The 25,450-nt window shown below is 68.3% G+C and carries 28 protein-coding genes; 10 read left to right on the top strand and 18 right to left on the bottom strand.

Going from position 1 to position 25,450, the window contains the following annotated elements; genetic code table 11:
• Nucleotides 1–9: 9 nt before the first annotated feature.
• The 5 genes from ACSQ1W_RS16595 to ACSQ1W_RS16575 all read left to right on the top strand — a co-directional run bounded on the left by ACSQ1W_RS16595 (nt 10) and on the right by ACSQ1W_RS16575 (nt 6,124).
• The gene (locus ACSQ1W_RS16595) at nt 10–1,572 is read left to right on the top strand and encodes a sodium/sugar symporter (RefSeq protein ID WP_436044794.1); all 1,563 of its coding nucleotides are present in this window, start codon (nt 10–12) and stop codon (nt 1,570–1,572) included.
• A gap of 166 nt (nt 1,573–1,738) precedes the next feature.
• On the top strand, nt 1,739–4,024 hold the full coding sequence (locus ACSQ1W_RS16590) for a TonB-dependent receptor (protein WP_436044792.1): 2,286 nt from the start codon (nt 1,739–1,741) through the stop codon (nt 4,022–4,024).
• A gap of 27 nt (nt 4,025–4,051) precedes the next feature.
• Complete coding sequence (locus ACSQ1W_RS16585; RefSeq protein ID WP_436044790.1) at nt 4,052–4,333, top strand: hypothetical protein; 282 nt, start codon at nt 4,052–4,054, stop codon at nt 4,331–4,333.
• Nucleotides 4,323–4,598 carry a hypothetical protein gene (locus tag ACSQ1W_RS16580; RefSeq protein ID WP_394696247.1) on the top strand — a complete coding sequence of 92 codons (276 nt, stop codon included), beginning with the start codon at nt 4,323–4,325 and terminating at the stop codon, nt 4,596–4,598. The genes ACSQ1W_RS16585 and ACSQ1W_RS16580 overlap by 11 nt, the downstream gene beginning before the upstream one ends.
• On the top strand, nt 4,595–6,124 hold the full coding sequence (locus ACSQ1W_RS16575) for a PepSY-associated TM helix domain-containing protein (protein ID WP_436044788.1): 1,530 nt from the start codon (nt 4,595–4,597) through the stop codon (nt 6,122–6,124). The genes ACSQ1W_RS16580 and ACSQ1W_RS16575 overlap by 4 nt, the downstream gene beginning before the upstream one ends.
• Before the next feature lie 28 nt (nt 6,125–6,152).
• On the opposite strand, the gene ACSQ1W_RS16570 is transcribed toward ACSQ1W_RS16575, so the two are convergent.
• From ACSQ1W_RS16570 to nirK, 5 genes are read right to left on the bottom strand one after another with little or no spacing between them, the layout of a single operon-like run.
• Nucleotides 6,153–6,392 carry a hypothetical protein gene (locus ACSQ1W_RS16570; protein ID WP_436044786.1) on the bottom strand — a complete coding sequence of 80 codons (240 nt, stop codon included), beginning with the start codon at nt 6,390–6,392 and terminating at the stop codon, nt 6,153–6,155.
• A 52-nt stretch (nt 6,393–6,444) separates the two neighbouring features.
• Nucleotides 6,445–6,900, bottom strand: a complete 456-nt coding sequence (gene azu, locus ACSQ1W_RS16565; RefSeq protein WP_436044784.1) for an azurin — start codon at nt 6,898–6,900, stop codon at nt 6,445–6,447.
• A 55-nt stretch (nt 6,901–6,955) separates the two neighbouring features.
• Complete coding sequence (locus ACSQ1W_RS16560; protein ID WP_436044783.1) at nt 6,956–7,522, bottom strand: SCO family protein; 567 nt, start codon at nt 7,520–7,522, stop codon at nt 6,956–6,958.
• Nucleotides 7,519–8,301, bottom strand: coding sequence for a formylglycine-generating enzyme family protein (locus ACSQ1W_RS16555; RefSeq protein WP_436044781.1), 783 nt, complete (start codon nt 8,299–8,301; stop codon nt 7,519–7,521). The genes ACSQ1W_RS16560 and ACSQ1W_RS16555 overlap by 4 nt, the downstream gene beginning before the upstream one ends.
• 7 nt (nt 8,302–8,308) lie before the next feature.
• A complete protein-coding gene (gene nirK / locus ACSQ1W_RS16550) occupies nt 8,309–9,361 on the bottom strand; it encodes a copper-containing nitrite reductase (protein ID WP_436044780.1) in 1,053 nt (350 codons plus the stop codon).
• Between the two features lie 213 nt (nt 9,362–9,574).
• Between nirK and ACSQ1W_RS16545 the strand changes: the two genes are divergently transcribed.
• Nucleotides 9,575–11,638: a TonB-dependent copper receptor gene (locus ACSQ1W_RS16545; RefSeq protein ID WP_436044779.1), complete on the top strand. Its 2,064-nt coding sequence runs from the start codon at nt 9,575–9,577 to the stop codon at nt 11,636–11,638.
• Nucleotides 11,639–11,663: 25 nt separating this feature from the next.
• On the opposite strand, the gene ACSQ1W_RS16540 is transcribed toward ACSQ1W_RS16545, so the two are convergent.
• From ACSQ1W_RS16540 to ACSQ1W_RS16520, 5 genes are read right to left on the bottom strand one after another with little or no spacing between them, the layout of a single operon-like run.
• Entirely contained in the window at nt 11,664–12,902 is a 1,239-nt protein-coding gene (locus ACSQ1W_RS16540) for a hypothetical protein (protein WP_436044777.1), read from the bottom strand.
• Nucleotides 12,899–13,165 carry a DUF2249 domain-containing protein gene (locus tag ACSQ1W_RS16535; RefSeq protein ID WP_192273662.1) on the bottom strand — a complete coding sequence of 89 codons (267 nt, stop codon included), beginning with the start codon at nt 13,163–13,165 and terminating at the stop codon, nt 12,899–12,901. The genes ACSQ1W_RS16540 and ACSQ1W_RS16535 overlap by 4 nt, the downstream gene beginning before the upstream one ends.
• On the bottom strand, nt 13,150–13,299 hold the full coding sequence (locus ACSQ1W_RS16530; RefSeq protein ID WP_436044775.1) for a hypothetical protein: 150 nt from the start codon (nt 13,297–13,299) through the stop codon (nt 13,150–13,152). Before ACSQ1W_RS16530 ends, ACSQ1W_RS16535 begins: the two co-directional genes overlap by 16 nt.
• Before the next feature lie 5 nt (nt 13,300–13,304).
• The gene (locus ACSQ1W_RS16525; RefSeq protein ID WP_436044773.1) at nt 13,305–13,703 is read right to left on the bottom strand and encodes a SirB2 family protein; all 399 of its coding nucleotides are present in this window, start codon (nt 13,701–13,703) and stop codon (nt 13,305–13,307) included.
• Nucleotides 13,704–13,711: 8 nt separating this feature from the next.
• Nucleotides 13,712–14,968: an NnrS family protein gene (locus ACSQ1W_RS16520; protein WP_436044771.1), complete on the bottom strand. Its 1,257-nt coding sequence runs from the start codon at nt 14,966–14,968 to the stop codon at nt 13,712–13,714.
• A gap of 169 nt (nt 14,969–15,137) precedes the next feature.
• Here ACSQ1W_RS16520 and ACSQ1W_RS16515 point away from each other — a divergent pair, with 169 nt between their 5' ends.
• Complete coding sequence (locus tag ACSQ1W_RS16515; RefSeq protein ID WP_436044769.1) at nt 15,138–15,383, top strand: hypothetical protein; 246 nt, start codon at nt 15,138–15,140, stop codon at nt 15,381–15,383.
• Between the two features lie 82 nt (nt 15,384–15,465).
• On the opposite strand, the gene ACSQ1W_RS16510 is transcribed toward ACSQ1W_RS16515, so the two are convergent.
• From ACSQ1W_RS16510 to hemN, 8 genes are all read right to left on the bottom strand, one after another.
• Nucleotides 15,466–15,972, bottom strand: a complete 507-nt coding sequence (locus tag ACSQ1W_RS16510) for a hypothetical protein (RefSeq protein ID WP_436044767.1) — start codon at nt 15,970–15,972, stop codon at nt 15,466–15,468.
• Between the two features lie 220 nt (nt 15,973–16,192).
• Complete coding sequence (locus tag ACSQ1W_RS16505) at nt 16,193–16,627, bottom strand: hypothetical protein (protein ID WP_436044765.1); 435 nt, start codon at nt 16,625–16,627, stop codon at nt 16,193–16,195.
• A gap of 88 nt (nt 16,628–16,715) precedes the next feature.
• On the bottom strand, nt 16,716–17,021 hold the full coding sequence (locus ACSQ1W_RS16500) for a hypothetical protein (RefSeq protein WP_436044763.1): 306 nt from the start codon (nt 17,019–17,021) through the stop codon (nt 16,716–16,718).
• Nucleotides 17,018–17,815, bottom strand: coding sequence for an AadA family aminoglycoside 3''-O-nucleotidyltransferase (locus ACSQ1W_RS16495; protein ID WP_436044761.1), 798 nt, complete (start codon nt 17,813–17,815; stop codon nt 17,018–17,020). Before ACSQ1W_RS16495 ends, ACSQ1W_RS16500 begins: the two co-directional genes overlap by 4 nt.
• A 50-nt stretch (nt 17,816–17,865) precedes the next feature.
• Nucleotides 17,866–18,324, bottom strand: a complete 459-nt coding sequence (locus ACSQ1W_RS16490) for a DUF695 domain-containing protein (protein ID WP_436044759.1) — start codon at nt 18,322–18,324, stop codon at nt 17,866–17,868.
• Nucleotides 18,325–18,562: 238 nt separating this feature from the next.
• Complete coding sequence (locus ACSQ1W_RS16485; RefSeq protein WP_436044757.1) at nt 18,563–20,836, bottom strand: nitric-oxide reductase large subunit; 2,274 nt, start codon at nt 20,834–20,836, stop codon at nt 18,563–18,565.
• Between the two features lie 205 nt (nt 20,837–21,041).
• Nucleotides 21,042–21,797, bottom strand: coding sequence for a helix-turn-helix domain-containing protein (locus tag ACSQ1W_RS16480; RefSeq protein WP_192273653.1), 756 nt, complete (start codon nt 21,795–21,797; stop codon nt 21,042–21,044).
• A gap of 19 nt (nt 21,798–21,816) precedes the next feature.
• The gene (gene hemN, locus ACSQ1W_RS16475) at nt 21,817–23,214 is read right to left on the bottom strand and encodes an oxygen-independent coproporphyrinogen III oxidase (RefSeq protein ID WP_436044755.1); all 1,398 of its coding nucleotides are present in this window, start codon (nt 23,212–23,214) and stop codon (nt 21,817–21,819) included.
• Nucleotides 23,215–23,385: 171 nt separating this feature from the next.
• On the opposite strand from hemN, the gene ACSQ1W_RS16470 reads away from it, so the two are divergent.
• The 3 genes from ACSQ1W_RS16470 to napE all read left to right on the top strand — a co-directional run bounded on the left by ACSQ1W_RS16470 (nt 23,386) and on the right by napE (nt 25,449).
• Nucleotides 23,386–24,633, top strand: coding sequence for a molybdopterin molybdotransferase MoeA (locus ACSQ1W_RS16470; protein ID WP_436044753.1), 1,248 nt, complete (start codon nt 23,386–23,388; stop codon nt 24,631–24,633).
• Nucleotides 24,630–25,178 carry a molybdenum cofactor guanylyltransferase gene (gene mobA, locus ACSQ1W_RS16465; RefSeq protein ID WP_436044751.1) on the top strand — a complete coding sequence of 183 codons (549 nt, stop codon included), beginning with the start codon at nt 24,630–24,632 and terminating at the stop codon, nt 25,176–25,178. The genes ACSQ1W_RS16470 and mobA overlap by 4 nt, the downstream gene beginning before the upstream one ends.
• A 100-nt stretch (nt 25,179–25,278) precedes the next feature.
• The gene (napE, locus tag ACSQ1W_RS16460; protein ID WP_436044749.1) at nt 25,279–25,449 is read left to right on the top strand and encodes a periplasmic nitrate reductase, NapE protein; all 171 of its coding nucleotides are present in this window, start codon (nt 25,279–25,281) and stop codon (nt 25,447–25,449) included.
• Nucleotide 25,450 lies beyond the last annotated feature (1 nt).

Raw genomic sequence — 25,450 nt, 5'->3', positions numbered from 1 at the left:
GGGAACGGGATGACACTGTCGGGACTGGATATCGGCATCGTGGTGGCCTACCTGGCCGCCATCTTCGTGCTGGCGCAATGGGTGTCGCGCGAGAAGGCGGGACACACCAAGGACGCGAAGGACTACTTCCTCGCCAGCAAGTCGCTGCCGTGGTGGGCGATCGGCGCGTCGCTGATCGCGGCCAACATCTCGGCCGAGCAGATCATCGGCATGTCGGGTTCCGGCTATGCCATCGGCCTGGCGATCGCCTCCTACGAATGGATGGCGGCGGCGACGCTGCTGATCGTCGGCAAGTGGTTCCTGCCGGTGTTCCTGCGCAACGGCATCTACACGATGCCGCAGTTCCTCGAGCAGCGGTACGGCACGCGCATCCGCACGCTGATGGCGGTGTTCTGGCTGGGCCTGTACGTGTTCGTCAACGTCACCTCCATCCTGTGGCTGGGCGCCATCGCGGTATCGCAGGTCACCGGCATGGACCAGATGCTGGCGGTGGTGCTGATCGGCGTGTTCGCGCTGCTGTACCAGCTGTACGGCGGACTGAAGGCGGTCGCGCTGACCGACATCGTGCAGGTCTCGCTGCTGGTGCTGGGCGGCCTGCTGGTCGCAGGCCTGACGCTCGATCAACTGGGCGAGGGCGCGGGCGTCGTCGCCGGCTTCCACCGGCTGTGGGACGCGCAGCCGGGCCACTTCGAGATGATCCTCGACAAGGACAACCCGTTCTACAAGGACCTGCCGGGCATCAGCGTGCTGATCGGCGGCATGTGGATCATGAACATCAGCTACTGGGGCTTCAACCAGTACATCATCCAGCGCGCCCTGGCGGCGAAGGACATCGGCGAAGCGCAGAAGGGCGTGCTGTTCGCCGCTTTCCTCAAGCTGCTGATGCCGGTGATCGTGGTGTTGCCGGGCATCGCCGCGGTGATGCTGGCGCCGGGCCTCGACAAGCCCGACCAGGCCTATCCGACGATGATGCGGCTGCTGCCCACCGGCATCCTCGGCCTGGTGTTCGCCGCGCTGGTGGCGGCGATCGTCGCGTCGCTGGCCTCGAAGATCAATTCGGTGGCGACCATCTTCACCCTCGATTTCTATGCGAAGGGCAAGCGCCAGCATAGCGAGGCGCAGCTCGTGCGCGTGGGCCGCATCGCTGCCGTGGTCACCGTGGTGCTCGGCATCCTGGCAGCCAAGCCACTGCTCGGCAGCTTCGACCAGGCCTTCCAGTACATCCAGGAGTACACCGGCTTCTTCACCCCGGGCATCGTGGTGATCTTCGTGCTGGGCCTGTTCTGGAAGCGCGCCAACGAGGCCGGTGCGCTGGCGGCGGCGATCGGTTCGTTCGCGCTGTCGATCGTGCTGAAGCTGGCCTGGCCGGCGTTGCCCTTCATCGATCGCGTCGGCCTGGTGTTCCTGCTGGCGCTGGCGCTGGCGGTGGTGGTGTCGCTGGCCACGCCGCATGCGCCGGAGAAGGACATCATCCAGACCCGTGACGTCGACTACCGCACCGGCGTTCCGTTCAACATCGGCGCCGTCGCGGTACTGGCGATCCTGGCCGCGCTGTACACGCTGTTCTGGTAGCGCGGATCCCGCGCGCCGCGATGGCGCCGCGGAGCTTCCTGCGTCCCGTCCGTCACCGCGCCGATTGCCAACGCCTTCGGCCGGCACTTATCATTTCCCCGTCGGACGTCAGCCTGCCGCCGCGTCCCTGGTGACCTGCCCAAGGTCTCGCTCTGGGGAACTTCCCGTGTTGCACCCCCTTTCCCACGTTGCCGGTCAGCGCGTGTCCGTGCTGGCTGCGTGTCTGTTTGCCGCCGTCCAGGCCCACGCCCAGACGCCGCCTTCCCCCGGTCCCGAACCCACCACGCTCGACGAGATCGTCGTGCGCGGCGAGAAGACCGAACGCTCGCTGCAGGACACCACCGCCAGCGTCGCGGTATCGACCTCGGTGAGGATGGAGCAGGAAACCCTGCTCAGCCTGTTCGACATCCTCAACCGCACCGCCAACGTGTCGCAGATGTACGGCGACCGCGGCTTCACCATCCGCGGTATCGCCAACGAGGCCGGTGCGCCCAACCCGCTGGCGACGATCTACGTCGACGGCGCACCGCTGCCCAGCCAGGTCAGCGATGCCGGCCCGACCGACCTGTGGGATATCGCGCAGGTGGAAGTGCTGCGCGGCCCGCAGTCGACCATCCAGGGCGAGAACGCGCTGGCCGGCGCCATCGTGCTGCGCACCGAAGACCCGACGATGGACTGGTCCGGACGTGCCCGCGTGCTGCTGTCCGACCCGTCCGACCGCCGCATCGGCTTCGCCGGCGGCGGTCCGCTGGTGGCCGACGAACTGGCGTTCCGGGTGGCGGTGGAAGACCGCTCGTTCGACGGCTTCGTCTACAACCCGACGCGCGGCGTCGGCGAAGACGAGCGCGAGTCGACGATGGCGCGCGCCAAGCTGCTGTGGACGCCGAAAGGCATCGACGGGCTGACCGCGCGCCTGACCTACACGCGCGACGACCGCCAGGGGCCGTACATGTACGCCTACTCGCGCAACGACGTGCCCAACCACTACGACGACCGCATCAACCTGTCGGACTACCCGGGTGCCACCGATACGCTGGCGCAGATCGCCACGCTGGAAGTCGACTACCTCCTGTCCGACCGCTGGTCGCTGTCGGCGGTGACGGCCTGGTCGGACACCGACATGCAGCGCCAGTTCGACACGGACCTGACCGAGCGCGCCGAGGCCTACGGCGATACCGACGAACAGTACGGCACGTTCTCGCAGGAGTTCCGCGCGCACTACCGCGGCGAGCGCCTGCGGGGCCTGGTCGGCCTGTACGCCTCGCAGCGCGAGACTGACAACGTCAGCATCAACCGCACCAACGTCGACACGCCGGTCTCCACCATCGCCGCCGTGCTGCAGGGCGCCGGGCTGGACGCATTGACCGCGAACTACGTGGCAGGCCTGTACGCGCAGGCGGTGCCGGTGATCCCGGTGGACTACGCCAGCGACGGCCAGTCGCGTTCGCGCAACGTCGCGCTGTTCACGGATTTCGAAGTCGACCTGACGGCACGCCTCGCCCTGCTGGGCGGCTTCCGCTACGACCGCGAGGAATACCGCTTCGGCGCCGTCGCGACGGCGGACTTCGCCGGCACGCTGCCCGATCCGGCGGCGTTCGGCCCGCAGCTGGCACCGGCCATCGCCGGTATCAACCAGGCCGTGCTCGGCATGGTGCAGCAGGCCAACAGCCAGACGCCCGAATCCACCCGCGACTTCGACGCCTTCCTGCCCAAGCTGGGCGTGCGTTATGCATGGACGGACGATGTATCCACCGCCTTCGTCGTGCAGCGCGGTTACCGCTCCGGTGGTTCGGCGTTCAACATCGCGCGCGGGCAGAACTACGCGTACGACCCGGAGTTCACCTGGAATGCCGAGCTGTCGCTGCGCTCGCAGTGGCTGGACGACCGGCTGACGCTCAACGCCAACCTGTACTACATCGACTGGGAAGACAAGCAGGTCACCGCGCTGTTCGGCATCAACGACTACGACTACCACAAGGTCAACGCCGGCAAGGCGCACCTGTACGGATTCGAGATCGAGGCCAGCCACCGCGTCGGCGCCGGCTTCGACTGGTACGCGTCGCTGGGTTATTCGCGCACGCGCTACGACGAGTTCAAGACCATCCTGGATGCGCAGATCAACGACTACACCGGCTCGGAGTTCGCCTACGCGCCGCGCTGGACGTTCGCGGTCGGCGCCAACCTGCGCTTCGGCGACCACTGGCTGGCCAACGTCAACGCCAACTATCGCAGCGACGTGACGCCGGACATCGGCAGCGACGCGCGCCGGCTGTCGTCGCGCACGCTGGTCAACGGCCGTTTCGGCTACGAGAACCCGGACTGGAGCGCCTACGTGTTCGCCAGCAACCTGTTCGACCGCGGCTATACGCAGTACGCGTGGTCGGATGACAGCCCCAACATCATCGCCGGTGCGCCCCGCGTGGTCGGCATCGGGTTCGACTACCGCTGGTAAACCCCGGCATCCGCCGCACGGAGTTCCATGAAGAGCGTCCTCTACCTGCTGCCCGCACTGGCCGCCTCGCTGGCGTTCTACCTGGCCTGCGCACACCAGCGTTTCGCACCGGGCGCGATCGCGAAGAAGCGCCCGCTGCGCGTGGTCGCCTGGCTGTGCACGCTGCTGGCGGTCGTACTGGCGGTGGTGCAGCTTGGTGTGTGGGCCGGCGTGTTCGCCGCGCTCACTGCCGCGATGACCGCCCTGGTGGCGCTGCCGTATGCCGATGCGTGGTGGCATGCGCGGCAGGAGAAGCGCCATGTGGGGTAAGTCGCTGGCGGCGGCGCTGCTGGGCCTGCCGTTGACGGTGGGCATCGTCGGCCTGGTGGCGCTGCACTGGCCGGGCGAGCTCACGCGGGTGACGTTGCCCTGGCTGCTGATGTCGTTCCCGATCTGGGTGGCGGTGATGTCGGGCGCGTTCCTGTTCAAGTCCGGCCTGCGCGCCTGGCTGTGGATGGGCGGCGCCACGCTGTTGTGCTTCGGCCTGATCCACCTGTCGAAGATGCTGGGTTGGGCCACGGAGCTGCCGGCATGAAGGCCGCCACGCTGCGTACCTATCTGTCGGTGCACACCTGGGTCGGGCTGGTGGCGGGCATGGGCCTGTTCATCGCGTTCTATGCCGGCTCCATCATCGTGTTCGTGCACGAGTTGCAGGGCTGGGAACGTCCTGCCGAAACGGCGCCGGCGCGGGATGTCGGCTTCGCGCAGGCGCAGGCGCTGGTGGAACGCGTGCTGGCGAAGCACCCGGAAGCCGATCACGCCTTCTTCCTCACGCTACCCGGCGAACACGGTCCGCGGCCGCAGCTGTACTGGTACGACGAGAAGACCGCCGAGCAGCACAAGTTCACCCTGGAAGGCGAGGGCCTGCAGCAGGCGCCGGCGCGCGCCGGCTTCGTCGAGTTCATCTACGACCTGCACTTCACCGCGGGGCTGCCGCGCACGGCCGGCATGTACCTGTTCGGCGTGTTCTGCATCCTCTACGGCCTGGCGCTGGTCAGTGGCGTGGTGATCTACGCTCCTGGCTTCCTGAAAGACCTGTTCGCGCTGCGGCTGGGGCGCAACATCAAGCGCATGTGGCAGGACGCGCACAACGTCATCGGCATGCTGTCGTTGCCGTTCCACGTGATCTTCGCGTGGAGCGGTGCGGTGCTGACGATCGGCTTCATCATGCTGGCGCCGTTCCAGTTCCTGGTCTACGAGAACAAGCTGCTCGGCATCCTGGAGAGCGACTTCGACGTGGCACCGCATGTGGAGCCTGCCGGTGTCGCGAAACCGATGCTGCCGGTCGCCGAGCTGGTACGCCGCGCGGAGCTGGCATTGCCGGGACTCGCCGTGGAAAGCCTCAACTACCACGAAGCCGGCGACACCAACGCGCAGGTCACCCTTTACGGTGAACTCCCGCAGCGCCAGCTGAACTCGATGGGCGGCGTGGCGCTGAACGCCGCCAGCGGCGAGTTGATCAAGGCGCTGCCGCCGAAGGACTATCCGCCGGGCATGGCGTTCCTGCGTGGCCTGCAGCACCTGCACTACGGCAACTTCGGCGACATGGCGGTGAAGTGGTTGTACTTCGTGCTGGGGATGGCGGGCGCCTTCCTGTTCTACAGCGGCAACCTGCTGTGGATCGAAGCGCGCCGCAAGCGCCGCGAGGTGGCGCAGCCGCGCCGCACGCGGGTGATGGCGGGGCTGACGCTCGGCGTCTGCCTGGGCTGCGTGGCCGGTGTGTCGGCGGTGTTCGTGGCGGCGGCGCTGCAGCCCTCGTGGGCGGCCCCGTCGGTGTACTACGCGGTGTTCTTCGCCAGCCTGGCGTGGGCGCTGCTGCGGCGGCCCGCGCATGCGGCCAACGAACTGCTGTGGGCCTGCGTCGCGCTTACCGCCGCCATTCCGGTGGCCGGCGCGGTGGCCTCGGGCGAGCACCTGGTCGCGGCGTTCGCGCACGGCCACTGGCACCGCTTCTTCATCGATGGGACCGCACTGCTGATGGCGGTGGCGTTCTGGCGCATGGCGGCCGCGGTGCGCCGGCGCGCCCACGGTGGCGATCCGCACAGCGTATGGGCGATCTGAGATCCCGCAGCCGCGACGCCGACGTGCGTCAGCCGCTGCAGCCGCCGCAGCACACCGACGGCAGGCGTTCGATCGCGTCGGGCGCCACGCGATAGCCGGCGTCGGCGAAGGCGTGCAGCAGTTCCGCCGCCAGCGCGCTGGTCGAACAGCGCAGGACGCCTGTCGCGGCGTCGCGATCGAGGACGACGGCCGGATCGAGGTCGAGCAGGTGCTGCTCGATGTCGGCCAGGTCGGCCGTCACATCGTCCAGGCGGATGACGTATTCCATGACCGGGCTCCGGAAAGCGCTGCGCCGCCCGGAGGCGGCGCAGCGTGGGTGCTTACTTGGTGACGACCAGCTTGCCCTTCATCAGGGTGGAGTGGCCGGGGAAGCTGCAGAAGAAGCTGTAGTCGCCGCCGGCGGTGAGCTTCTTGCCGGGGAAGGTGACCTTGGTCTTCTGGCCGCCGCCGACCAGCGAGGTGTGCGCGACCACGCGCGCGTCGCCGGCCTGCACGTAGGCACCGGCCGCACCAGCCTTCATGCCGTCGCGGGCGACGCCGGCCAGGTCGGCGGTCTTGGAGACGACGACGTTGTGGCCCATCGCGGCGACCGGCAGCTTGCCGCTGTGGGTCAGTTCGATGGTGATGGTCGGGCAGCTGGCGGAGACGGTGGCCTCCTTCAGGTCGAACTTCATGGCGTCGTCGCCCTTGAGGCTGACGGTGCAGTTGCCGGCCGCCTGCGCCATGCCGGCGGCGCTGAGCAGGGCGATGGTGGCGAAGGTGCGGGAGAGCTTCATGGTGGAACTCCTTGGGGAAATCGTCGGATGAGGGAGGGGTGTGGGTGCCATGTCATCACGGCCCGGCGAGCAGCGCCTTGATCTGGATCAGGAAGGCCGGATCGGCGGCCGCACCGTTCACCTCGCTGCGGGCACGGATGCGGCCCTCGGCGTCCAGCAGCACCAGCACGCTGGTGTGGTTGATGCTGCCGTCGTCGCGGAAGCGGTAGCGCACGTCCAGCACGCTGGCGATCGCGCGCACGTCGTTCTCGGCGGGGGTCAGGAATCGCCAGCCCTCCGGCACGCGGTGGCGCTGCGCGACCTCGCGCATCGCGGCGGGGGTGTCGCGGGCCGGGTCCAGGCTGACCATGACCACGCCTAGGCGCCGGCGTTCGTCCGGCGTCAGCTGCTTCTGCACGCTCTTGGCGTTCTCCAGGATCAGCGGGCACATCAGGTGGCAGTGCGTGTAGAACATCGACGCCACGCGCGCCTGGCCGCGCAGCGTCGACCAGGCGACAGGGTGGCCGTCGGCGTCCTGCGTCGCCGCCGGCAGGTGGTAGACCGAATCGCCCGGCAGCGATTGCGCGTGCAGCGGCGCGGCCACGGCCAGCAGGGCGGATAGGAACAGGGAAGGCATCTTCATGGTGTGCTCCTGGCACAGCGGAAACCGAGGTTGCCCAGCGTGGCCGCGGGTTGCAGCGCCGACAGCAGGACAAAGCGCTTGACCACGCCGTAGTCGCCGGGATCGTTGAAGCTCATGGCGGTGGCGCCGCAGTAGCGCAACGCCTCGCCGTCCTGCTGGCCGCGGCGGTCGCCGTCGCCGAGCAGCGAGGCCACGTCCTCGCTCCATTCCCAGTGCGCGCCATGCAGGCCGCGGATGCCGTAGGCGTTCGCCGGTGCGCCGGGCGCGGCATCGAGCGCATGCGGCGTGCCGTCGTTGACCTGGCGCATCCGCCACGCCGCATCGCCGCGCGCATCGCGTCGCGTCGCGTCCGCCGCGGCGGCGTACTCCCATTCTACGAAGCGCGGCAGGCGTGCCTGTTGGGCGCGGCAATAGGCGTCGGCGGCGTACCAGTTCACATGCACCACCGGGGCGTCGGGGTCGACGGTGTCGCCGGGCGTGTCGGCACTGGCCCAATGGCCCAGGTAGCCCGGGCTGGCGAACACCGCGGGAAGGCGGTCGCGGCGCCATTGCGGCTGGCGGGCGAGGAAGGCGGAAAAATCGCGGTTGCTGACGGGTTTCTCCATCAGCCAGAACGAGTCCACCCGCACCACGCGGGTGGACTCTTCGAAACGCACGGAAGAACGGAAGTCGCCGCCCTCGACCGGCCGGTACCCGCCGCCGGCATCGCCGGCGGCCGCGAAGGCGGATGCCAGCGCGAGCAGAAGGAGCAGGGCGATCGGGGGCAGCGTCCGTGTCATCCGTTCCTCACTTCCCGGCGGCCGGCTTGGCTTCCGGATACTCGATGTCGTGCTGCTGGCCCGTGTAGATGTCCGGGTTCTTCGCGCCCTCGACCTTGAGGATGCCCAGCGAGCCCTTGTGGAACGTGCGGAAGATGCTGTGGTCGACCAGCACGAAATTGCCGGGCACGTCCGCCTTGAACTCGACCATGGCCGAACCGCCGGCCGGGATCAGCGTGGTCTGCACGTTCTCCTGGTACTTGCTGCCGCCCTCGGTATAGACCTTGTCGAAGATCTCGCCGATCACGTGGAAGCTGGAGACCAGGTTCGGGCCGCCATTGCCGACGAACATGCGGATCGTCTCGCCCGCCTTGGCCGTCAATGCGTTCTCGCCCTGCAGCGCATCGACCGAGCCGTTGAACACCACGTAGGTCGGATGCTCGTCGATGGCCTTTTCCAGGCTGAAGGGCTGCAGGCCCGGCTCGCCGTACGCGCCTTCGGTGTAGAAGTCGCCCTGCACCACGTAGAACTCCTTGTCGACCGGCGGCAGGCCTTCTTCCGGTTCCACCAGGATCAGGCCGTACATGCCGTTGGCGATATGCATGCCGACCGGGGCCATCGCGCAGTGGTAGATGTACAGGCCGGGATTCAGCGCCTTGAACGAGAACTGCGTTTCCTTGCCCGGCAGGGTGAACGTGGCTTCCGCGCCGCCGCCCTGGCCGGTGACGGCATGCAGGTCGATGTTGTGCGACATGTGCGAGTCATGGCGGTTCTTCAGCTTGAACTCCACCGTGTCGCCCTTCCGCACGCGGATGAAGCTGCCCGGCACGGTGCCACCGAACGTCCAGAAGTTGTAGGTCACGCCATCGGCCATGCGCATGTCCTTCTCGATCATCTCCAGGTCGACGACGACGTGGGCGGGCGTCTTGCGCGTGATCGGTGGCGGCACCATCGGCGGCGCCGTCAGCACGGCGTGGATCGTCTCGCCGGCAGGTGTGATCTTGCCGCCCTCGGCGAAGGCAGGGCCGGCGAACAGCGCGGCGAGGGCGCAGGCGAGCAGGGACGGGTAGAGGCGTTTCATGGCGTTTCCTTCGATGGCTCTCGGTGGGTGTGTGGCCATGGTGGAAACGCGACGGAAGCACGACGTTGATCTCGATCAATCCGACGGGGTCATGCGCCGGGATTCGCGCGCGGGCTTGACCAAAGTCAAGCGCCGTCCTGCCTGCGACAACACGTCGCATCTGCACTCCAGGGTGCGTCGCGAGAATGGCCGCATCACACGAGGAGATGCGTCATGAACCGTCATCTGTTGGCCGTCGCCCTGCTGGGCGCACTCGCGAACATGCCGCTGGCGCACGCGGAGGACGCGCACGCCGCCATGCATGCAGACGCGATGACGACGACCACGCTGGACGGCATCGTCGTGGTCGGCGTCGCGCCCGCGATGGCGACCACCTTCATCACCGACCCCAAGCTGCCGCGCCAGCCGGTGCCGGCCAGCGACGGCGCGGACTACCTGAAGACCATCCCCGGTTTCGCCACGCTGCGCAGCGGCGGCACCAACGGTGATCCGGTGCTGCGCGGCATGTTCGGCTCGCGCATCAACCTGATGACCAACGATGGCGCGATGAGTGGCGCCTGCCCGTCGCGGATGGACAATGCGCTGTCCTACATCGCGCCGGAAACCTACGACCGGCTGGTCGTCATCAAGGGACCGCAGACGGTGCTGTGGGGCGGCGGCGCCTCCGCGGGCACGGTGCGCTTCGAGCGCGAGATCCCGTACTTCGCCGAACCGGGCGTACAGGCCTCCGGCAGTGCGCTGGTGGGTAGCGGCCACCGCAACGACCAGGTGCTCGACATCAGCGCCGGTACCCCGCGCGGGTATGCGCGCGTGTCGGCCAACCGCTCCGAGGCGGACGACTACGAGGACGGCAACGGCGACGTGGTGCCGTCGGCCTGGAAGAAGTGGAATGCCGACGCCTCACTCGGCTGGACGCCGGACGAGGACACGGTGCTGGAACTCAGCGCCGGCACCGGCGACGCGCAGGCGCGCTATGCCGGCCGCGGCATGGACGGCGCGCAGTTCCGGCGCGACAGCCTGGGCCTGCGCTTCGAGAAGAAGCACATCGGCGGCGTGCTCGACGCCGTGGTCGCCAACGTCTACCAGAACGACGTGGACCACGTGATGGACAACTACACGCTGCGCGATCCGGATCCGACCGGCAGCATGCCCATGCCGATGGCCAGCAACGTGGCGCACCGCACGCGAGGTGGCCGGGTGGCGGCCACGTGGCAAGCGGATCGCTGGGAAGTGACGGCCGGCGCGGACCTGCGTGCGAGCCGGCACAGCCAGCGCAGCGCATCCGGACGCGGCGCCTACCGCGCGGTGCCGTGGACGGTCGATGCGAAGTTCCAGACCTGGGCCGTGTTCGCCGAGTCGCACTGGCACATCACCGACACCCATCACCTGATGAGCGGCCTGCGCTTCGACCGGGCGAAGGTGGAGGACCTGCGACTGCGCACTGGCGGGATGATGCCGATGCCGAATCCCACCGCCGGCATGACGCGCGAGGAAACGCTGCCCAGCGCGTTCGTGCGCTACGAGTACGACATGGGCGGCCGCTGGGGCGCGTACGCCGGCCTCGGCAACACGCAGCGCATGCCGGACTACTGGGAGCTGTTCTCGCCGACGCGCGGCCCGGCCGGCGCGCCGAATGCCTTCGCCGGCGTGCAGCCCGAGCGCACCACGCAGTTCGACATCGGTGTGCAGTACAAGGGTGCGAAGGTCGATGCCTGGGCGTCGCTGTACGCAGGACGCGTGCAGGACTTCATCCTGTTCGACTACGCCGCCGGCATGATGGGCAGCACGACGCGCGCGCACAACGTGGATGCCAGCATTCGCGGCGGCGAGGCCGGTGTCGACTGGCGGCCCGCCGACGGCTGGAAGCTGTCCGGCGCACTGTCCTACGCCTGGGGAGAAGTACGCGACACGGGCACCGCGCTGCCGCAGATGCCGCCGCTGGAGGCGCGCCTGTCCGCGAGCCGCGAGCAGGGCGCGTGGACGTGGGGCGCCCTGTGGCGCGTGGTGGCGTCGCAGGATCGCGTCAGCACGCGCCAGGGCAACATCGTCGGACGCGACCTCGGGCCGAGCGCGGGCTTCGCGGTGTTCTCGCTCAACGGCGGCTACCGGTTCAGCGATGCGGTGCAGCTCACGGCCGGCATCGACAATCTGTTCGACCGCGCCTACAGCGAGCACCTCAACCTGGGCGGCAACAGCGCCTTCGGTTATCCGGCCGATCCGGTGCGCATCGGCGAACCCGGCCGCACCGCGTGGGTGAAGCTCAACCTGCGTTACTGACGCGCCGGTCTGCGGCTCCGGCCGATCAGCCGGAGCCGTCGGCCTGCCATGTCCACGCCTGCCGCCAGCACCGCCATTGCGCGTGCAGGCTCACCGCATACGCCAGGGCCAGGGCAACGCCCGCGAGCCGCGAGAATGCGGGCACGAGCGTCGCGCCCACCACGAGTGCGCTGGCGATCGCATGCAGGAGGAAAGCGCGCCGCTTGTGCGCGTCGTCGAACAGGCTGCCCACCCCCGGCACGCGGATGCCGCGTGGCACGCACTGGCGCAGCGCGATCCAGGTGAGGAAGGCGGTGATTTCCAGCGCCATGCCGAGCACCAGCAGCGGTACGCCGGCACCGAGGAACAGGGCGCCGACCCGCATCGGCGCTGGATCGGGTAATGCGATGACCACGCTCGCCGCGAGCAGGCAGGTGCAGCCCGCCTGCCAGAAGCGGCGCAGCACCGGATTGCGGCGATGCGGGGCACGCGCCTGCAGCAGGAACACGGCCAGGGCGAACATCGCCAACGGCCACGCGCTCACGCGCACGACGGCATACGGCACCGCGCCCACCTGCCACGCGACCATCAGCCCCAGCGTCGCCAGCAACGCCGCCTGCCACGCACGTACACCGGCAGGCGATGGCGCGCGCGTCCCGTGCAGCATCGGCAACGTCACGCTGCCGACGGCGGCGAGCAACCCCAGCATCCAACCGATGCCACCGATCGCGGCATGCAGGTCGACCAGGCCGGGTGGCGCGGGCGTACGCCATCCGGTGCGCGCGGCGAGCAGCACCAGACCCAGGATCGTCGTGGCCGCCAGCGCGGCCAGCGCCAGGCCGATGCCGTCGCGGGCCACGCGCTCGCCGTTGCCGCGCGCCACGGCGATCAGCGCGAGCACGGCGAACACCACCAACGACCCGCCGAGCAGTCCGCCCGCAGGCCATGCCAGCGCGCGTACCTGCCACGCCAGCGTGGCCAGCAATGCCACCAGCCCGCTGTTGAACGCACCATGCAGCCACGGCACGCATCGCGCGCACGGCCATGGACTTCCCGCGGCGACCGGCAGGAACTGCACCAGGCTGCCCAGCATCGCGTTGCCGAGCAGGCCCAACGCGAGCATGTGCACCAGCACCAGCGTGGCCGGGGTCCAGCGCGACAGCACGACGGCGTCGCCATGCCACGCCAGCCACAGGCCCGCCACGATGCCCCAGGCCAATGCCGTGCACAGGAAGCGTATCGGCAGCGCCGGTGACGGCGCCTGCGCGAAGGCGAGGCCGCTCATGCCGCGCGCGGCGGATGCAGGGCGTCCCGGTCCTCGGCGTGGCAGATCGCGATGCAGGCGGTCCCGGTGGCCGCGGCGTACACGTGGTAGGCGAAGCCGCCCTCATCGAGGATGGGCAGCAACGGCACCGGCGGACGAGGTGTCAGCGCCACCAGCCGTTCGCCGCGCCGCAGGGTACAGAGGCTGTCGAGGATGCGCTCCATCGGTTCCGGCGCAGGCAGGTCGCGCAGGTCGAGGCGCAGCAGGGTCAGCGCGTGTGCCATGCGTCCACCTCCGCCTCGTCCGCCATTGGCCGGCAGTCGAGCGACACGCCGGCCGCATCCAGCGACTCGCGCACGCAGTACGCACATGCGCCGAACGCCTCGGGCAGCAACGCGGTATCGAATGCGCCGTCCATGTCGGTCAGCCGGCCAGCCACAGCAGCCAGCCGCGGGGGTCGTGCGCCCGCGCGATGCCGTACACCTGCAGGAAACACAGCAGGGCAGCCGTCACCAGGCCCGCGCGTGCACCGATGCTCCACGAGGGACGGAACGCTGCGATACCGAGGCCGACGTAGGCGACCACGAACACGATCTTCGCCACCAGCCAGCCGTTGGCGAACAGCCCTGCCGGCAGGATCGTCAGCAGCATCATCGCGCCGGTCAGCAGCACGGTGTCGACGGTGTAGCTGGTGTAGCGCACCAGCGCCGCGCGTGGCCAGCGCATGCCGGTGAGCAGGCCGAGCGCGCGCAGCGTGAACAGCGTGCCGCTGGTCATCGCCGCCGCTACATGGACCAGTTTGATGTCGGGATAGAAGGTCATCATGGCGCTCATCCCGGCCGCCCGTCCGCGCGCGGACTCAGGTAGATGCCGCCGATACGGCCCACCCACGGCGCCAGCGCCAGCAGCCAGCCGATGGCGGCGGCGGCCTGCCAGGCCATCGCATCCGGCGCGAGATCGGCCACGATGCGCATCACCGCGACCACCTGGATCGCAACGAACGCAAACCACGCCACCTTCGGCATCACCAGCGGTCGTCCCGAGTGGCCCTGCGTCACCCGCGTGACCATCGCCACCAGCAGGCTGCCGAAGAAGCCGATGAACATCGCATGCATCGGCGCACGTCCGAGGATGAAATCGCCCGTCGCCAGGAACGTCGCGCTCTGCACGACGTATAGCAGGAAGGTGATCGGCAGCCACGCCGTGCCGATGAACAGCACCGCCAGCAAGCCCGGCATGCGCCCGCGCGGCCACCAGCGATGCACCGCCCATGCGGTCAGCACCAGCAGGGGCACGTCGGCCAGCCACAGCCACGCGTAGGCATGAACCAGTTCCAGGCCCAGGTGCACCATGAGCAGCGCCCACACCGCGCCCAGCCATGGCAGCGAGCGCCACGGCACGTAGCCCGGCACCACGTTGCCGGCGAAGAACGGGAACATGCGGTGCGCCACCGTCACGTACACCGGCAGCAGCAGGCCGAAGCCGCCCAGCTTTATGCTGGCGAACGCCCACGTCGGCGATGCGCCCAGCGCGAAGGCGATGAACATCGCCAGGCCCAGCCAACCCAGCAGCAGACCGGCGAAGCACGAGCGCGCATGCCAGGTCTTCGCGGTGTCGTCGGCCAGCAGGTGGCCCAGCGTGAACAGCGCGGCGGTCCAGCCGGCCAGCGCCATCCACAGGCCAACGGTGAGCCCTGCCTGCCAGCCGGCGACGCCCAGCAGGATCGCCAGCTGCCCGCCCATCAGGCCGAGCCCCACCGGCACGTAGTGCCAGCGCTTCAGGTCGGGCATGCCCATCCAGCGCGGGAACACGGTCAGCAGGAAGCCGAAGAAGAAGCTCGGCAGCACCAGGTACTGCATCAGGAACGCATGCAGCCAGCCGGCGTAGATCGGCGTCTCGGGCATCGTCCACAGGCCCCAGCGCGTGGCGGCCAGCCACAGCGTCCACCACAGCATCGCCAGCAGCACGTTGCCGGCGCCGATGAAGAACATCAGCCGGTGCGGGGCGTGCGCCAGCCAGGCGGGCGAGGGGCCGGGCAGCGGTGGCGCGGTGCGTGAGCGGGGTGGGGCGACGATGTCGATCTTCATGCGGCCAGCTTGCGCGTGGGCGCGCGTCGTCGCCTTGACGTGGATCAGGCGGGCGGCGATTCGTTGCCTGCGGTGGCCTTGATCCGGGTCAAGGCTGGCCCGGCAGGGAGCGCCTACAGTCCGGTCACCCGCGCGACTGCGCCCACTTCATGAAGAGCCCGGAACACCCATGAACGATCACGCCCACGCCCCGTCCGAGCAACGCCAGCAGGCCATGACCGAGGCGCTGCGCGCCTGGGATCCGGAAGCCGAAGTCACCTTCGAAGCCGGCACCGGCCGCCTGATGGTGATGACCACGCTGCCCACCGAGCGCGTGATCGCCCTGTTGAAGGACCTGGGGGAGCACGCCGAAGCTGGTGACGCCGAACCGCGCGGCCACAAGGCCGGGCAGTGCTGCGGCGGGTGTTCGCACTGATCAGTGCGGCGCTACCCTGCAATCAAGCGATGGAACTGCCCGATATGCGAATCGCATGGCGGAACATGCGATTCACGCGCACTCATCCATTGGCGCATCGGTGCTTGATGTAGGTGTGCAGTGACTTTATAAGGCTCCCTCCCTGCTCGAAGCGGATGTTCGCGATGCGCCATGTATCGCCTGCCTTTACTAGCGTGACCGTATCCGCCCATCGCATGCTGGAGTCATAGGTCAACTGCGCGGTGACATGAGCAGTGGTCTTTCCATGCGAGACAAGTGTGGTTCCATCGATCGATCTGGCGCCATCCGACGAGTAGTAGTACCAAGGGTCCCCATCGATGATCCAAGGTTTCACGCCGGGCGGAACCAGCCTGGTGCATGCGGCCTGATAACGATCGGTTGCGGTGAGCAACGCGTCGAGTTCATCCGAAAGCAAGTGCCGGACATTGCCAAGCATGCGCCCATCGGAAGAGTAGGGTCCGTGGATCTCCCGTGTGTAGAACTCTTTGACAACGTCCTGTGGAGACGCTGCCGCCGCGTCTTGGATGAATGAAGCCATTGGCAAAAGTAAAGCCAAGAGACTCTTCATGTCGTTCCTTTCGGGAGGGTTCGTGCACTTGGTCGACCGCATGATTGCATACCACCCGGGCTTGCCTTGATCCTTGTGTCGCGCGACGGCCCGGATCGCGGCATCTTCGCTGTTCGTTCGCGTGCTTCGCTCGCGTGGACTGCTCAGGTCATAGGCTGGGGTGGGCCAGCGAACCCCTCCAGCGCAGTCCGATCCTGCGAAGTGGAGGCTGTCCGGGCAGTCAGGGTTGGCAGCTATGTTGGCCGAGGTCGAACAGCGCTGCGTCGGGGAAAACAAGCATGTTGAGGAATGCTGCCAGGAAGGCGGCAAGTACGAGCGAAACAATCGCGTAGGCGATGGCGTTCGTGCGCGCCCACCATCCCGTATGCACGCGCGTGCGGAAGAGCACCGATGTGCCGGGCGCAGGGTACTGTCCGGACCGCCATATCCTGAAGGCACTCCGGCCACACAGATAGGCAAGACTCGCCACCATCGTCGTGGCCATCACGACGACGACCCACATCCAGGGAAGCTGCTCGCACAAGGACAGGTCGGCCGCATGTCGATCGTAGAGACGCGCCGTCAGGAAGATCGCGGCGCCGCCGAGCGGCGGAAGGAGGGCCTTGCCGAGTGCGAGCCGTCGCTCGCGTGGCGTCGGGGTGATGTAGACCTTCATGGCGTGGACGTCTGCCTTCGTGGCTCGGGAGCGCAGGGGGAGATTCCAGACGGGCCAGGAGGGCGCCGCGCGCGGACGTGCACCCATCCTAAGCCCTGCGCACGGCCTTCGCGGCACGGCCCAGCAGCCAGCCGAGCAGATACAGCAGACCGAGCGTCGGGACACCGACGAACAGGTAGCCTGCCGGCCATGACATGCCGGCCAGCACGGGGCCCAGTCCGAGCCCATCGAGCGCAGCGAGCTGTGGCGCAAGGGGAAGCTGCAGGAAGACGAACGCACCTTTCTGGTCGCCTGCCGCATCCGCATGCACGGATGCCCAGACGCACAGGCCGACGAGTGCGAGGTACGCCAGACCGAACGCCAGTCCGATGCGGCTGAGCCGGGGACGCATCATCGCCGGGTCGCCAGGCAGGAGATCGCTTCCTGTTTCACGAACTGCACGAACGCCTCCATCTGATCAGCCTGTGTCGTGAGGCGATCCTCCGTTTTTCCGAGGTAGGCATCTCGGGCTTCGGACAGGAGGGGCCTGTGCTGCACGGGCAGGCGCTCGATCGCCCAGTCGGCCGCGCGTTCCTTCGATGCGATGCTGCCCGTCGCCGCGGTGTACCAGATGCGGGCCAGGGCAAGCACCACGTTCCGCTCGTCGCCCGCCCAGTCCGCCGGTGTGTTCCATTGGGCAAGCGTATCGATCAAGGCCTTAAACAGGTCGCTTTCCGGGACAGGATCGAAGTACGCGTCCGAGGACGGGCCGACCAGCGCGATGCTGTGCTGACTCGCCTTGGTCAACAGGATCGCCAGGTCGGCGTCGCGCATCGAAGGCTCGAAGATGCCGGTGAGGATGTCGCCGCGCTGCCACTCGCCGAACTGCAGTTCCCGTGTGGCTGGATACCGCCAAGGAACGATGTCGTCGCGCACGACGACGGTGACCTCGAGCGCGCGAAGCGTATCGCTCTGGCCCGGGGGAGCCGACACCTCGAGCAGGTCGATCAGCAGTGCCTGCCGCGTGGCCGTATCGATCCGTGCCGAGACAGTCACCAGCAGGTCAATATCGCTGAGTGGCTTCAGGCCGCCTTCCAGCGCGGAGCCATAGAGATGCACGGCCAGCAAATGTGGCCGCAGGTGATGCTCGATGACGGGAAGAGCGCGCGCCAGCTGCCCGCCGATCTCCGTCGGGGCCGGAGGCTTCACGACATCATGCGTGCGCGACGGCCAGGGATCGGTCCGGAGACATTTCGCCATCAGTCCATCGTTTCCGCGACGCCTGCAAGAATGTCCTCGTGCAGCACGGACCAGCCGGAATCGTTCTCGGACGTCAGGCTGATGGGGTAGCGCTCTTCCTCCTGAGGCATTTCCGTAAGGCGGCGGCCGAATTCGCGGGTGCTGGACGCGTAGAAGAGCCATTCGCGCTGTCCGTCGTTTGTTATGACGGCGGCCAGTACCGCGTCACGATGCGATTCCACGGCAGAGACCAGGCGATCCTCGAAGATGGCCATGGCGTCGCTGGCCGATGACTCCGGCATGCCCGAATCGTCCGTGGCGAACGACCACGACACACGGATCAGGATCGGGTAGGCGCTTACGTCGGGCTTGCTGGCGAATTCGCCGCGATAGCGGATCAACAGAGGCTTGTCGTTGTGCAGGCCTTCAGCCAGGGACCACTGGTCGGATTCCACGATCTGGACAACGGTTTTCCGCATGGGTGGTTGGTCAATGGAGGACTGGAAAGGAGGGCACGGTGAGGATGACGCATGCCGGCCGTGTTCGGATCAAGGTGGAGGCCAGTCGATGGTGCTGTCGGCTTCCTCGCAGCGCCACAGGATGGCGGCGCACGGCACCGCGGTCAACGGACAAAAAAAAGAGCCGCTGTCGCGGCTCTCTTGCTGCAACCCGCAGCAGGTGGCCCGGCCTCCCCACCCGGAGAGGCCGGTTCCAGGGTCAGGCTTCGTTCGGTTGCGCGACGGGCAAGGGCTCGCGGCGCGGGGCCAGCCACAGGCTGACCACGAACCACACCAGCGCCAGCGCACCCACGCTGAAGAGCGTGTCGGCCGGGACGCGCATCCATACCAGCATGTCGACGATCGGCTGCTGCATGAACTCGGCCGAGCGCGCATACCAGTAGCCGTGCTCCAGCGCCGCGTTGAGCTGCAGGATGCCCAGCGGCAGCAGCGTCAGCAGCGACATGCCGGCCAGGCCGATGTTGAGCGACCAGAACGATGTCTTCAGCAGCTTCTCGTTCCACACCACGTCCGGCTTCAGGCCGCGCAGGCAGAACAGCATCAGGCCGATGCCGAGCATGCCGTACACGCCGAACAGCGCCGTGTGGCCGTGGTTCGGGGTCAGGTTCAGGCCCTGCATGTAGTACAGCGGCAGCGGCGGGTTGATCAGGAAACCGAACAGGCCCGCGCCCACCAGGTTCCAGAACGCCACCGCGATGAAGAACATGATCGGCCACCGGTACCTCTGCATCCACGGCGTGGCCTTGCCCATCTTCCAGCTGTGGTACGCCTCGAAGCCCACGTAGGCCAGCGGCACCACTTCCAGTGCGGAGAAACTCGCGCCGATGGCGATCACCGCCGTCGGCGTGCCGGTGAAGTACAGGTGGTGCAGCGTGCCCAGCACGCCACCGGCCATGAACACGATGGTGGCGAACAGCACGGCGACGGTCGCGGTCTTCGTCTGCAGCAGGCCCAGGCGGGTGAACAGGAAGGCGATCACCGCCACCGCGAAGACTTCGAAGAAGCCTTCCACCCACAGGTGCACGACCCACCAGCGCCAGTATTCGACCATCGACAGGTGCGTGTGCTCGCCCCACATCAGGCCGGCGGCGTAGAACAGGCCGATGGCCACGGTCGACAGGAACAGCAGGCTGACGATGCTGCGCGACTCGCCGCCATGACGGATCGCCGGCCACAACGCACGGCCTACCAGCACCAGCCACAGGGTCAGGCCGATGAACAGGAACCACTGCCAGAAGCGGCCGAGGTCGACGTACTCCCAGCCCTGGTGACCGAACCAGAAGTTGTGCTCCAGCCCCAGCTTCTGCATCACCGCGAACCACTGGCCGGTGAATGCGCCGACCACGATGATCAGCAGGCACGTCCACAGGAAGTTGACGCCCAGTCGCTGGAACTTCGGCTCATGCCCGGAGATCGCCGGGCCGATGTACAGGCCCATGCCCAGCCACGCGGTCGCGATCCACAGCACCGCCAGTTGCGTATGCCAGGTGCGCGTCAGCGAGTACGGCAGGATGTCGGCCAGGGCGAAGCCGTAGGCCTCCTGGCCTTCGACCTGGTAGTGCGCGGTGATCGCGCCCAGCAGGATCTGCACGACGAACAGCGCGATGACCACCCAGAAGTACTTGGCGGTGGCGCGCATCGACGGGGTGATCCTGATTTTCGCCAGCGGATCGGTCTTCGGCAGCACCGGCGCCATTTCGTCGCCGTGGTTGACCGCGTAGTGCCAGCCGAGCAGGGCGACGCCCAGGATCAGGAACAGCACGCTGAAGACCGTCCACAGGAAGGCGCTCGGCGGCGGCGTGTTGCCGACCAGCTCGTCCGCCGGCCAGTTGGCCGTGTAGCTGATCTCCGCGCCCGGACGCTCGGTCACCGACGACCACGCCGCCCACCAGTAGAACGCGGTCAGCTGGCGGCGGTGTTCGGCATCGGGCACCGTGTTGTTGCGCATGGCATAGGCTTCGCGCAGCTCGGCGGTGCCGGGTTCATCGCTGAACAGTGCGGTGTAGTGCGACGCCACCTGCGCGATCGCAAGGGCACGATCGTTGCTGACGTGCACGGTGCGGGTCGCTTCATCGTAGGTGTTGGGGCGCAGCAGCTGCTGTACCCGCTTGGCGTAGGCGGCCTGGGTGGCTTCGTCCAGCTGCTTGTAGCTGTCGACGCCGCCCTCGCGCTTGGCCCACAGGTCCAGCACGGCCTCGGCTTCGCGATGCAGCCAGTCGGCACCCCAGTCGGGCGCGACGTAGCCGCCGTGTCCCCAGATGGAGCCCAGCTGCTGGCCACCGATGGACTGCCAGACCTGGCGACCGGTTTCGATGTCCTTGCGGGTATAGACCACCGTGCCGTCGTCGGCGACGACCTGCTCCGGCATGGGGGGCGCCTGGCGATGTACTTCGCTGCCGACCCAGAGCAGGACGGCGAACGACGCAATGAGCAGGGCCGCCAACCCCACCCACAACTTGCGTGTCGAATTCATGATGCGGCTCTCCTGGAGGAACGGCCGCATCATCGGCGCGCCGGCCCGGGGCCTCCATGACGCAGGTCAAGCCGGATGGAATCAGGAGGGGTGGCCCCTGCAGAAGACCTTGGCAGCTGTTGTGGGAGCGACTTAAGTCGCGATGGTCCACCGGTAAAGCTTCATCGCGACTTACGTCGCTCCCACACCGGCATCCCCCGCAACCTCAATCCCGCAGCACGGTCAGCGCGAGGGCTTCCAGGCGGGGCAGGTCGAGGATCTCGACGTCGCGCTGCTTGATGTGCAGCAGGCCGTCCTTCTCGAAGCGGCGCAGCACGCGGCTGACGGTCTCCGGCGCCTGGCGCAGGTAGTTGGCGATGTCGGTGCGCGCCATGGTCAGCTGGAAGCGGCGCGGCGAGAAGCCGCGCGCGGCCAGCCGCCGCGACAGGCCGATCAGGAACGCGGCCATGCGTTCGTCGGCGGTGTTGTCGCGCGCGAACAGCGAGGCCACGCCGATGTCGTGGCTCATCAGCTTGAACAGGTGCTGCTGCAGGTTGGGCAGGCGCGTGGCCAGCATCGCGATCTTGGGGAACGAGAACCGGCACAGCATCACCGTGTCCAGCGCGATGGCGTTGCACGGATAGCGGTCGCCGTGGATCGCGTTGAGGCCGATCACCTCGCCGGGCAGGTGGAAGCCGAGTACCTGTTCGTGCCCGTTGCGGTCGATCTGGTAGGTCTTGACCGTGCCGGCGCGCACCGCGGCGATGGCGCCGAACGGATCGCCCTCGCGGAACACGTGTTCGCCCGCGCGCAGCGGGCCGACGTGTTCGACCAGGACGTGCAGGTCCATCAGCGCGCGCTTGTCCATGCCCTCGGAGAGGCAGGCCTGCGAGAACGCGCAGGTGGAACAGAAGGTCAGCGAATCGCCGTCGTCGGCGACGATGCTCGCGTCGGTGCGCGGAAAGACCAGCGGCGAGGTCATGCGGACACTCCCGGGTGGATCAGACCGTGCGCGAGAAGCGAGGCGTCGAGGCTGCGGTGGTGGGCAGGTAGCGGTCGAAGCACATCGCGATGATACGCAACAGCAGTCGTCCCCGCGAGGTCGCCCGCAGGCCGTCGGCGGCCAGCTGCACCAGGCCGTCGTCCTGCAGCGGGCGCAGGCGTTGCAGCGCCTCGGCGAAATACTTCGTGAAATCGATCACGTGACGGCGGCCGAGATCGCGGTAATCCAGCGTGCCGTGGCACATCAGCTGCTGGATGACGTCGGCGCGGATCACGTCGTCCTCCTCCAGCCGCATGCCGCGCCAGACAGGCAGGTGGCCCTGGTCGATCGCCTGTTCCCAGCTGCCGAGGTCGCGCGGATTCTGGCTGAAGCTGGGGCCGATGTGGCTGATCGCGCTGACGCCCAGGCCGACCAGATCGCTCTCGGCATGCGTCGTGTAGCCCATGAAGTTGCGGTGCAGGCCACCGCGCTGCTGCGCGATGGCCAGGCTGTCGCCGGGCAGGGCGAAGTGGTCCATGCCGATGTAGACGTAGCCCGCCTCGCCCAGCTTGTCGATCGCGCACTGCAGCAGGCCCAGCTTGTCTTCCGGCGCCGGCAGTTCGTCGGCATTGATGCGCTGCTGCGGACGGAACAGCGACGGCATGTGCGCGTAGCTGTAGATCGCCAGCCGGTCGGGGCGCGCATCCAGGGTGATGTCGAGCGTGCGCGAAAAGCCGGCCAGCGTCTGCTTCGGCAGGCCGTAGATCAGATCGACGTTGACCGACTGCAGGCCGTGCGTACGGCAGGCATCGATGATCGCCAGCGTCTGCTCGACGCTCTGGATGCGGTTCACCGCGCGCTGCACCTCGGGGTCGAAATCCTGCACGCCCAGGCTGGCGCGATTGAAGCCGGCGGCGGCGAGTTCGCCGATGTCGTCCGGGGTGACGAAGCGCGGATCCAGTTCGATCGAGCAGTCCAGTCGCGACGCCGGTGCGAACGAGTAGTGCCGGCGCAACACGTCCATCGCTTCGGCGATCTGCGCCGGCGACAGGAAGTTCGGCGTGCCGCCGCCGAAGTGCACCTGCTCCACGTCGCGATCGCGGTCGAACAGCGCCGAGCTCATCGCCACCTCGCGGTACAGGCGGGTGAGGTAGGACGCGCCGCGTGCGGTGTCGCGGGTGATGATGCGGTTGCAGCCGCAGTAGAAGCACGGGCTGGTGCAGAACGGGATGTGCAGGTACAGCGACAGCGGTCGCGGGATCGGGTCGCCGTTGCTGACTACCGCCATCTCGCGCAGGTCGGCTTCCTGGAAACCGGGCGAGAACTGCGGTGCGGTGGGATACGAGGTGTAGCGCGGCCCCGGCGTGTCGTAGCGCCGCAGCAGGTCGGGGTCGAAGAGGGAGGACAGGCTGGCCATGGAAGCAGCCTAGGCAGGTCGCGCCGCGCTGTCCTTGACATGGGTCAATCGGATGCGGCAGGCCGCCGCAGGCTTCAGCGTCGTGAAGCGGCACGGACGAGCAGGATTGGCAAGCGCCGGGCCCCGCACTAGGCTGGTCGCCGCCGCGGAGCACGGGGACAGGGAGGCGCAGTGATCGGTTACCACGAGGCGGTGGCGAGACTGACGGACGGTGCGGGTCGCCTGGCCGTGCAGCAGGTCGCGCTGGCCGATGCGGTCGGTCGCGTGCTCGCCGGCGATGCCGTGGCGACGCTCGCGCTGCCGCCGTTCGACAACGCGGCGATGGATGGCGTGGCACTGGCCTCGATGGGCCGGGCCGTGCGCGCAGGCAGCGAGTGGGAGATCGCCGCGCGCATCGGCGCCGGCGATCCGCCACCGCAGGACGACGCCTCCGCGTGGGACATCATGACGGGCGCGCCGCTGCCCGCGCGCGCCGACACCGTCGTGCCGGTGGAACGCATCGACCGGCTGTCGCCGCACGGACATGACCACGCGCCACGCGTGCGCCTGCTGGCCGATGCGTTGCCGGGCGCGAACATCCGGCGACGCGGCGAGGACGTGCTGCCGGGCCAGCGGTTGCTGGAGACCGGGACACTCATCGACACGGCGCAGCTGATGCTGCTCGCGGGCACCGGCATCGACCGCGTCGGGGTCGCGCGGCGTCCGCGCGTGGCCCTGCTGGCGACCGGTCGTGAAATCGTCGCGGCGGGCGCGCCGTTGCCGGCGGGCGGCATCCATGATGCGACATCGCCGTACCTCGCCGCAGCGGTCGCCGCCGCAGGGGCGGAGATGATCCGGATTGCGCACGTCGGTGACGACGTGGCGGGCTTCCAGGCCGCCATCGACGCGGCACTGTCCTGCGGCATCGACCTGGTGCTCAGCACGGGGGCGGTGTCGAAAGGCTGCTACGACTTCGTGCCCGATGCGCTCGATGCGCGTGGCGCCGAACGGCTGTTCCATGGCGTGGCCATGCGGCCCGGCAAACCGGTGCTGGCGGCGCGCCTGCGCGAAGGCGCGATGTTCGTCGGGTTGCCGGGCAACCCGCTGTCGACGGCGGTGGGTTTCCGCTTCCTGGTCGAATCGCTGCTGCGTGCATGGCTCGGCATGGCACCCGAACCGGTGCGCTGCCTGCCGCTGGCCGCCGCCTGCGCCAAGCGTGCCGGCCTGCACGCCGCGTTCCACGGCACGCTGCGCTGCAGGGGTGATGGTCGGTTGCAGGCCTGCGTCGCCGACGCGCAGGCGTCGTTCCGCCTGCTGCCGTTCTCGCAGTCGTCGGTGTGGATCACGTTGCCGGAAGACACCGCGCGCGTCGAAGCAGGCACGCTCGTGCAGGTGCACGGGCCAGGCCATCTGCGGGCGCCGTCATGGATGCCGGCATGACACCGGGCTGGCGTGCGGTGCTGCTGGCGGGCGGCCGCTCCTCACGCATGGGCACCGACAAGGCGATGCTGCCGTGGGGTGACGGCACACTGCTCACCCGCATGCACGACGTGTTGCGCGCAGCGGGCGCGGATGGCGTGATCATCAGCGGTCACCGGCCCGGTATCGATAGCGTGCCGGACGTGCTTCCCGGCACCGGCCCCATGGGCGCGCTGGCCCAGCTTGCGCCGCGCCTGGAGGACGGCACCTGGCTGATCGTGCCGGTGGACATGCCGCTGCTTTCACGCGGTCTGATCGACGCATTGCTGGCGACGAGGTCCGCCTGCGCCTGCGTGGAAGACCACATGCTGCCGATGGTGCTGCGGATCGATGATCGGGTGCGCGCGGTGATGGCCGATATCGGCGGTCGCTCGGGACGCGAGTGCTCGTTGCGCGCATTGCAGCAGTCGCTGCGTGCGGAGCATCTGCCTGCTGCGCCCTGGCAACGCGCGCTGCGCAACTGCAACACACCGGAAGACTGGGCAGCATTGCAGGCGCTGGCCTGAAACCCCGCCCGCCGATGGCCGGGCATGACCTGCAACATGAATGTGATAGCCTGCGGCGGCAGCATCGTTGCACCCAGTACCCACCCGCAAGGTAGGCATCATGGAGCAGAGTGAAGGGACAGCCGTTGCGAGCAAGAAGCAGGAGCGCACCGCGTTCCTGTTGCTGACGGCGGTCATCTTTCCGCTGATGGCGGTGCTGATCGTGGCCGGGTACGGCTTCCTCGTCTGGATGTGGCAGCTCGTGTTCGCCGGTCCGCCGACAGGGCCGTGAG

Source organism: Pseudoxanthomonas sp. LjRoot143 (assembly GCF_964252945.1).
Classification (GTDB): Bacteria; Pseudomonadota; Gammaproteobacteria; order Xanthomonadales; family Xanthomonadaceae; genus Pseudoxanthomonas_A.
This window is presented reverse-complemented; position numbering and strand designations above follow the sequence as displayed.

Coding starts and splice junctions, on each gene's coding strand:
- ACSQ1W_RS16595 (WP_436044794.1), top strand. CDS start 10: ATGACACTGTCGGGACTGGATATCGGCATCGTGGTGGCCTACCTGGCC.
- ACSQ1W_RS16585 (WP_436044790.1), top strand. CDS start 4,052: ATGAAGAGCGTCCTCTACCTGCTGCCCGCACTGGCCGCCTCGCTGGCG.
- ACSQ1W_RS16580 (WP_394696247.1), top strand. CDS start 4,323: ATGTGGGGTAAGTCGCTGGCGGCGGCGCTGCTGGGCCTGCCGTTGACG.
- ACSQ1W_RS16575 (WP_436044788.1), top strand. CDS start 4,595: ATGAAGGCCGCCACGCTGCGTACCTATCTGTCGGTGCACACCTGGGTC.
- ACSQ1W_RS16570 (WP_436044786.1), bottom strand. CDS start 6,392: ATGGAATACGTCATCCGCCTGGACGATGTGACGGCCGACCTGGCCGAC.
- azu (WP_436044784.1), bottom strand. CDS start 6,900: ATGAAGCTCTCCCGCACCTTCGCCACCATCGCCCTGCTCAGCGCCGCC.
- ACSQ1W_RS16560 (WP_436044783.1), bottom strand. CDS start 7,522: ATGAAGATGCCTTCCCTGTTCCTATCCGCCCTGCTGGCCGTGGCCGCG.
- ACSQ1W_RS16555 (WP_436044781.1), bottom strand. CDS start 8,301: ATGACACGGACGCTGCCCCCGATCGCCCTGCTCCTTCTGCTCGCGCTG.
- nirK (WP_436044780.1), bottom strand. CDS start 9,361: ATGAAACGCCTCTACCCGTCCCTGCTCGCCTGCGCCCTCGCCGCGCTG.
- ACSQ1W_RS16545 (WP_436044779.1), top strand. CDS start 9,575: ATGAACCGTCATCTGTTGGCCGTCGCCCTGCTGGGCGCACTCGCGAAC.
- ACSQ1W_RS16540 (WP_436044777.1), bottom strand. CDS start 12,902: ATGAGCGGCCTCGCCTTCGCGCAGGCGCCGTCACCGGCGCTGCCGATA.
- ACSQ1W_RS16535 (WP_192273662.1), bottom strand. CDS start 13,165: ATGGCACACGCGCTGACCCTGCTGCGCCTCGACCTGCGCGACCTGCCT.
- ACSQ1W_RS16530 (WP_436044775.1), bottom strand. CDS start 13,299: ATGGACGGCGCATTCGATACCGCGTTGCTGCCCGAGGCGTTCGGCGCA.
- ACSQ1W_RS16525 (WP_436044773.1), bottom strand. CDS start 13,703: ATGACCTTCTATCCCGACATCAAACTGGTCCATGTAGCGGCGGCGATG.
- ACSQ1W_RS16520 (WP_436044771.1), bottom strand. CDS start 14,968: ATGAAGATCGACATCGTCGCCCCACCCCGCTCACGCACCGCGCCACCG.
- ACSQ1W_RS16515 (WP_436044769.1), top strand. CDS start 15,138: ATGAACGATCACGCCCACGCCCCGTCCGAGCAACGCCAGCAGGCCATG.
- ACSQ1W_RS16510 (WP_436044767.1), bottom strand. CDS start 15,972: ATGAAGAGTCTCTTGGCTTTACTTTTGCCAATGGCTTCATTCATCCAA.
- ACSQ1W_RS16505 (WP_436044765.1), bottom strand. CDS start 16,627: ATGAAGGTCTACATCACCCCGACGCCACGCGAGCGACGGCTCGCACTC.
- ACSQ1W_RS16500 (WP_436044763.1), bottom strand. CDS start 17,021: ATGATGCGTCCCCGGCTCAGCCGCATCGGACTGGCGTTCGGTCTGGCG.
- ACSQ1W_RS16490 (WP_436044759.1), bottom strand. CDS start 18,324: ATGCGGAAAACCGTTGTCCAGATCGTGGAATCCGACCAGTGGTCCCTG.
- ACSQ1W_RS16485 (WP_436044757.1), bottom strand. CDS start 20,836: ATGAATTCGACACGCAAGTTGTGGGTGGGGTTGGCGGCCCTGCTCATT.
- ACSQ1W_RS16480 (WP_192273653.1), bottom strand. CDS start 21,797: ATGACCTCGCCGCTGGTCTTTCCGCGCACCGACGCGAGCATCGTCGCC.
- hemN (WP_436044755.1), bottom strand. CDS start 23,214: ATGGCCAGCCTGTCCTCCCTCTTCGACCCCGACCTGCTGCGGCGCTAC.
- mobA (WP_436044751.1), top strand. CDS start 24,630: ATGACACCGGGCTGGCGTGCGGTGCTGCTGGCGGGCGGCCGCTCCTCA.
- napE (WP_436044749.1), top strand. CDS start 25,279: ATGGAGCAGAGTGAAGGGACAGCCGTTGCGAGCAAGAAGCAGGAGCGC.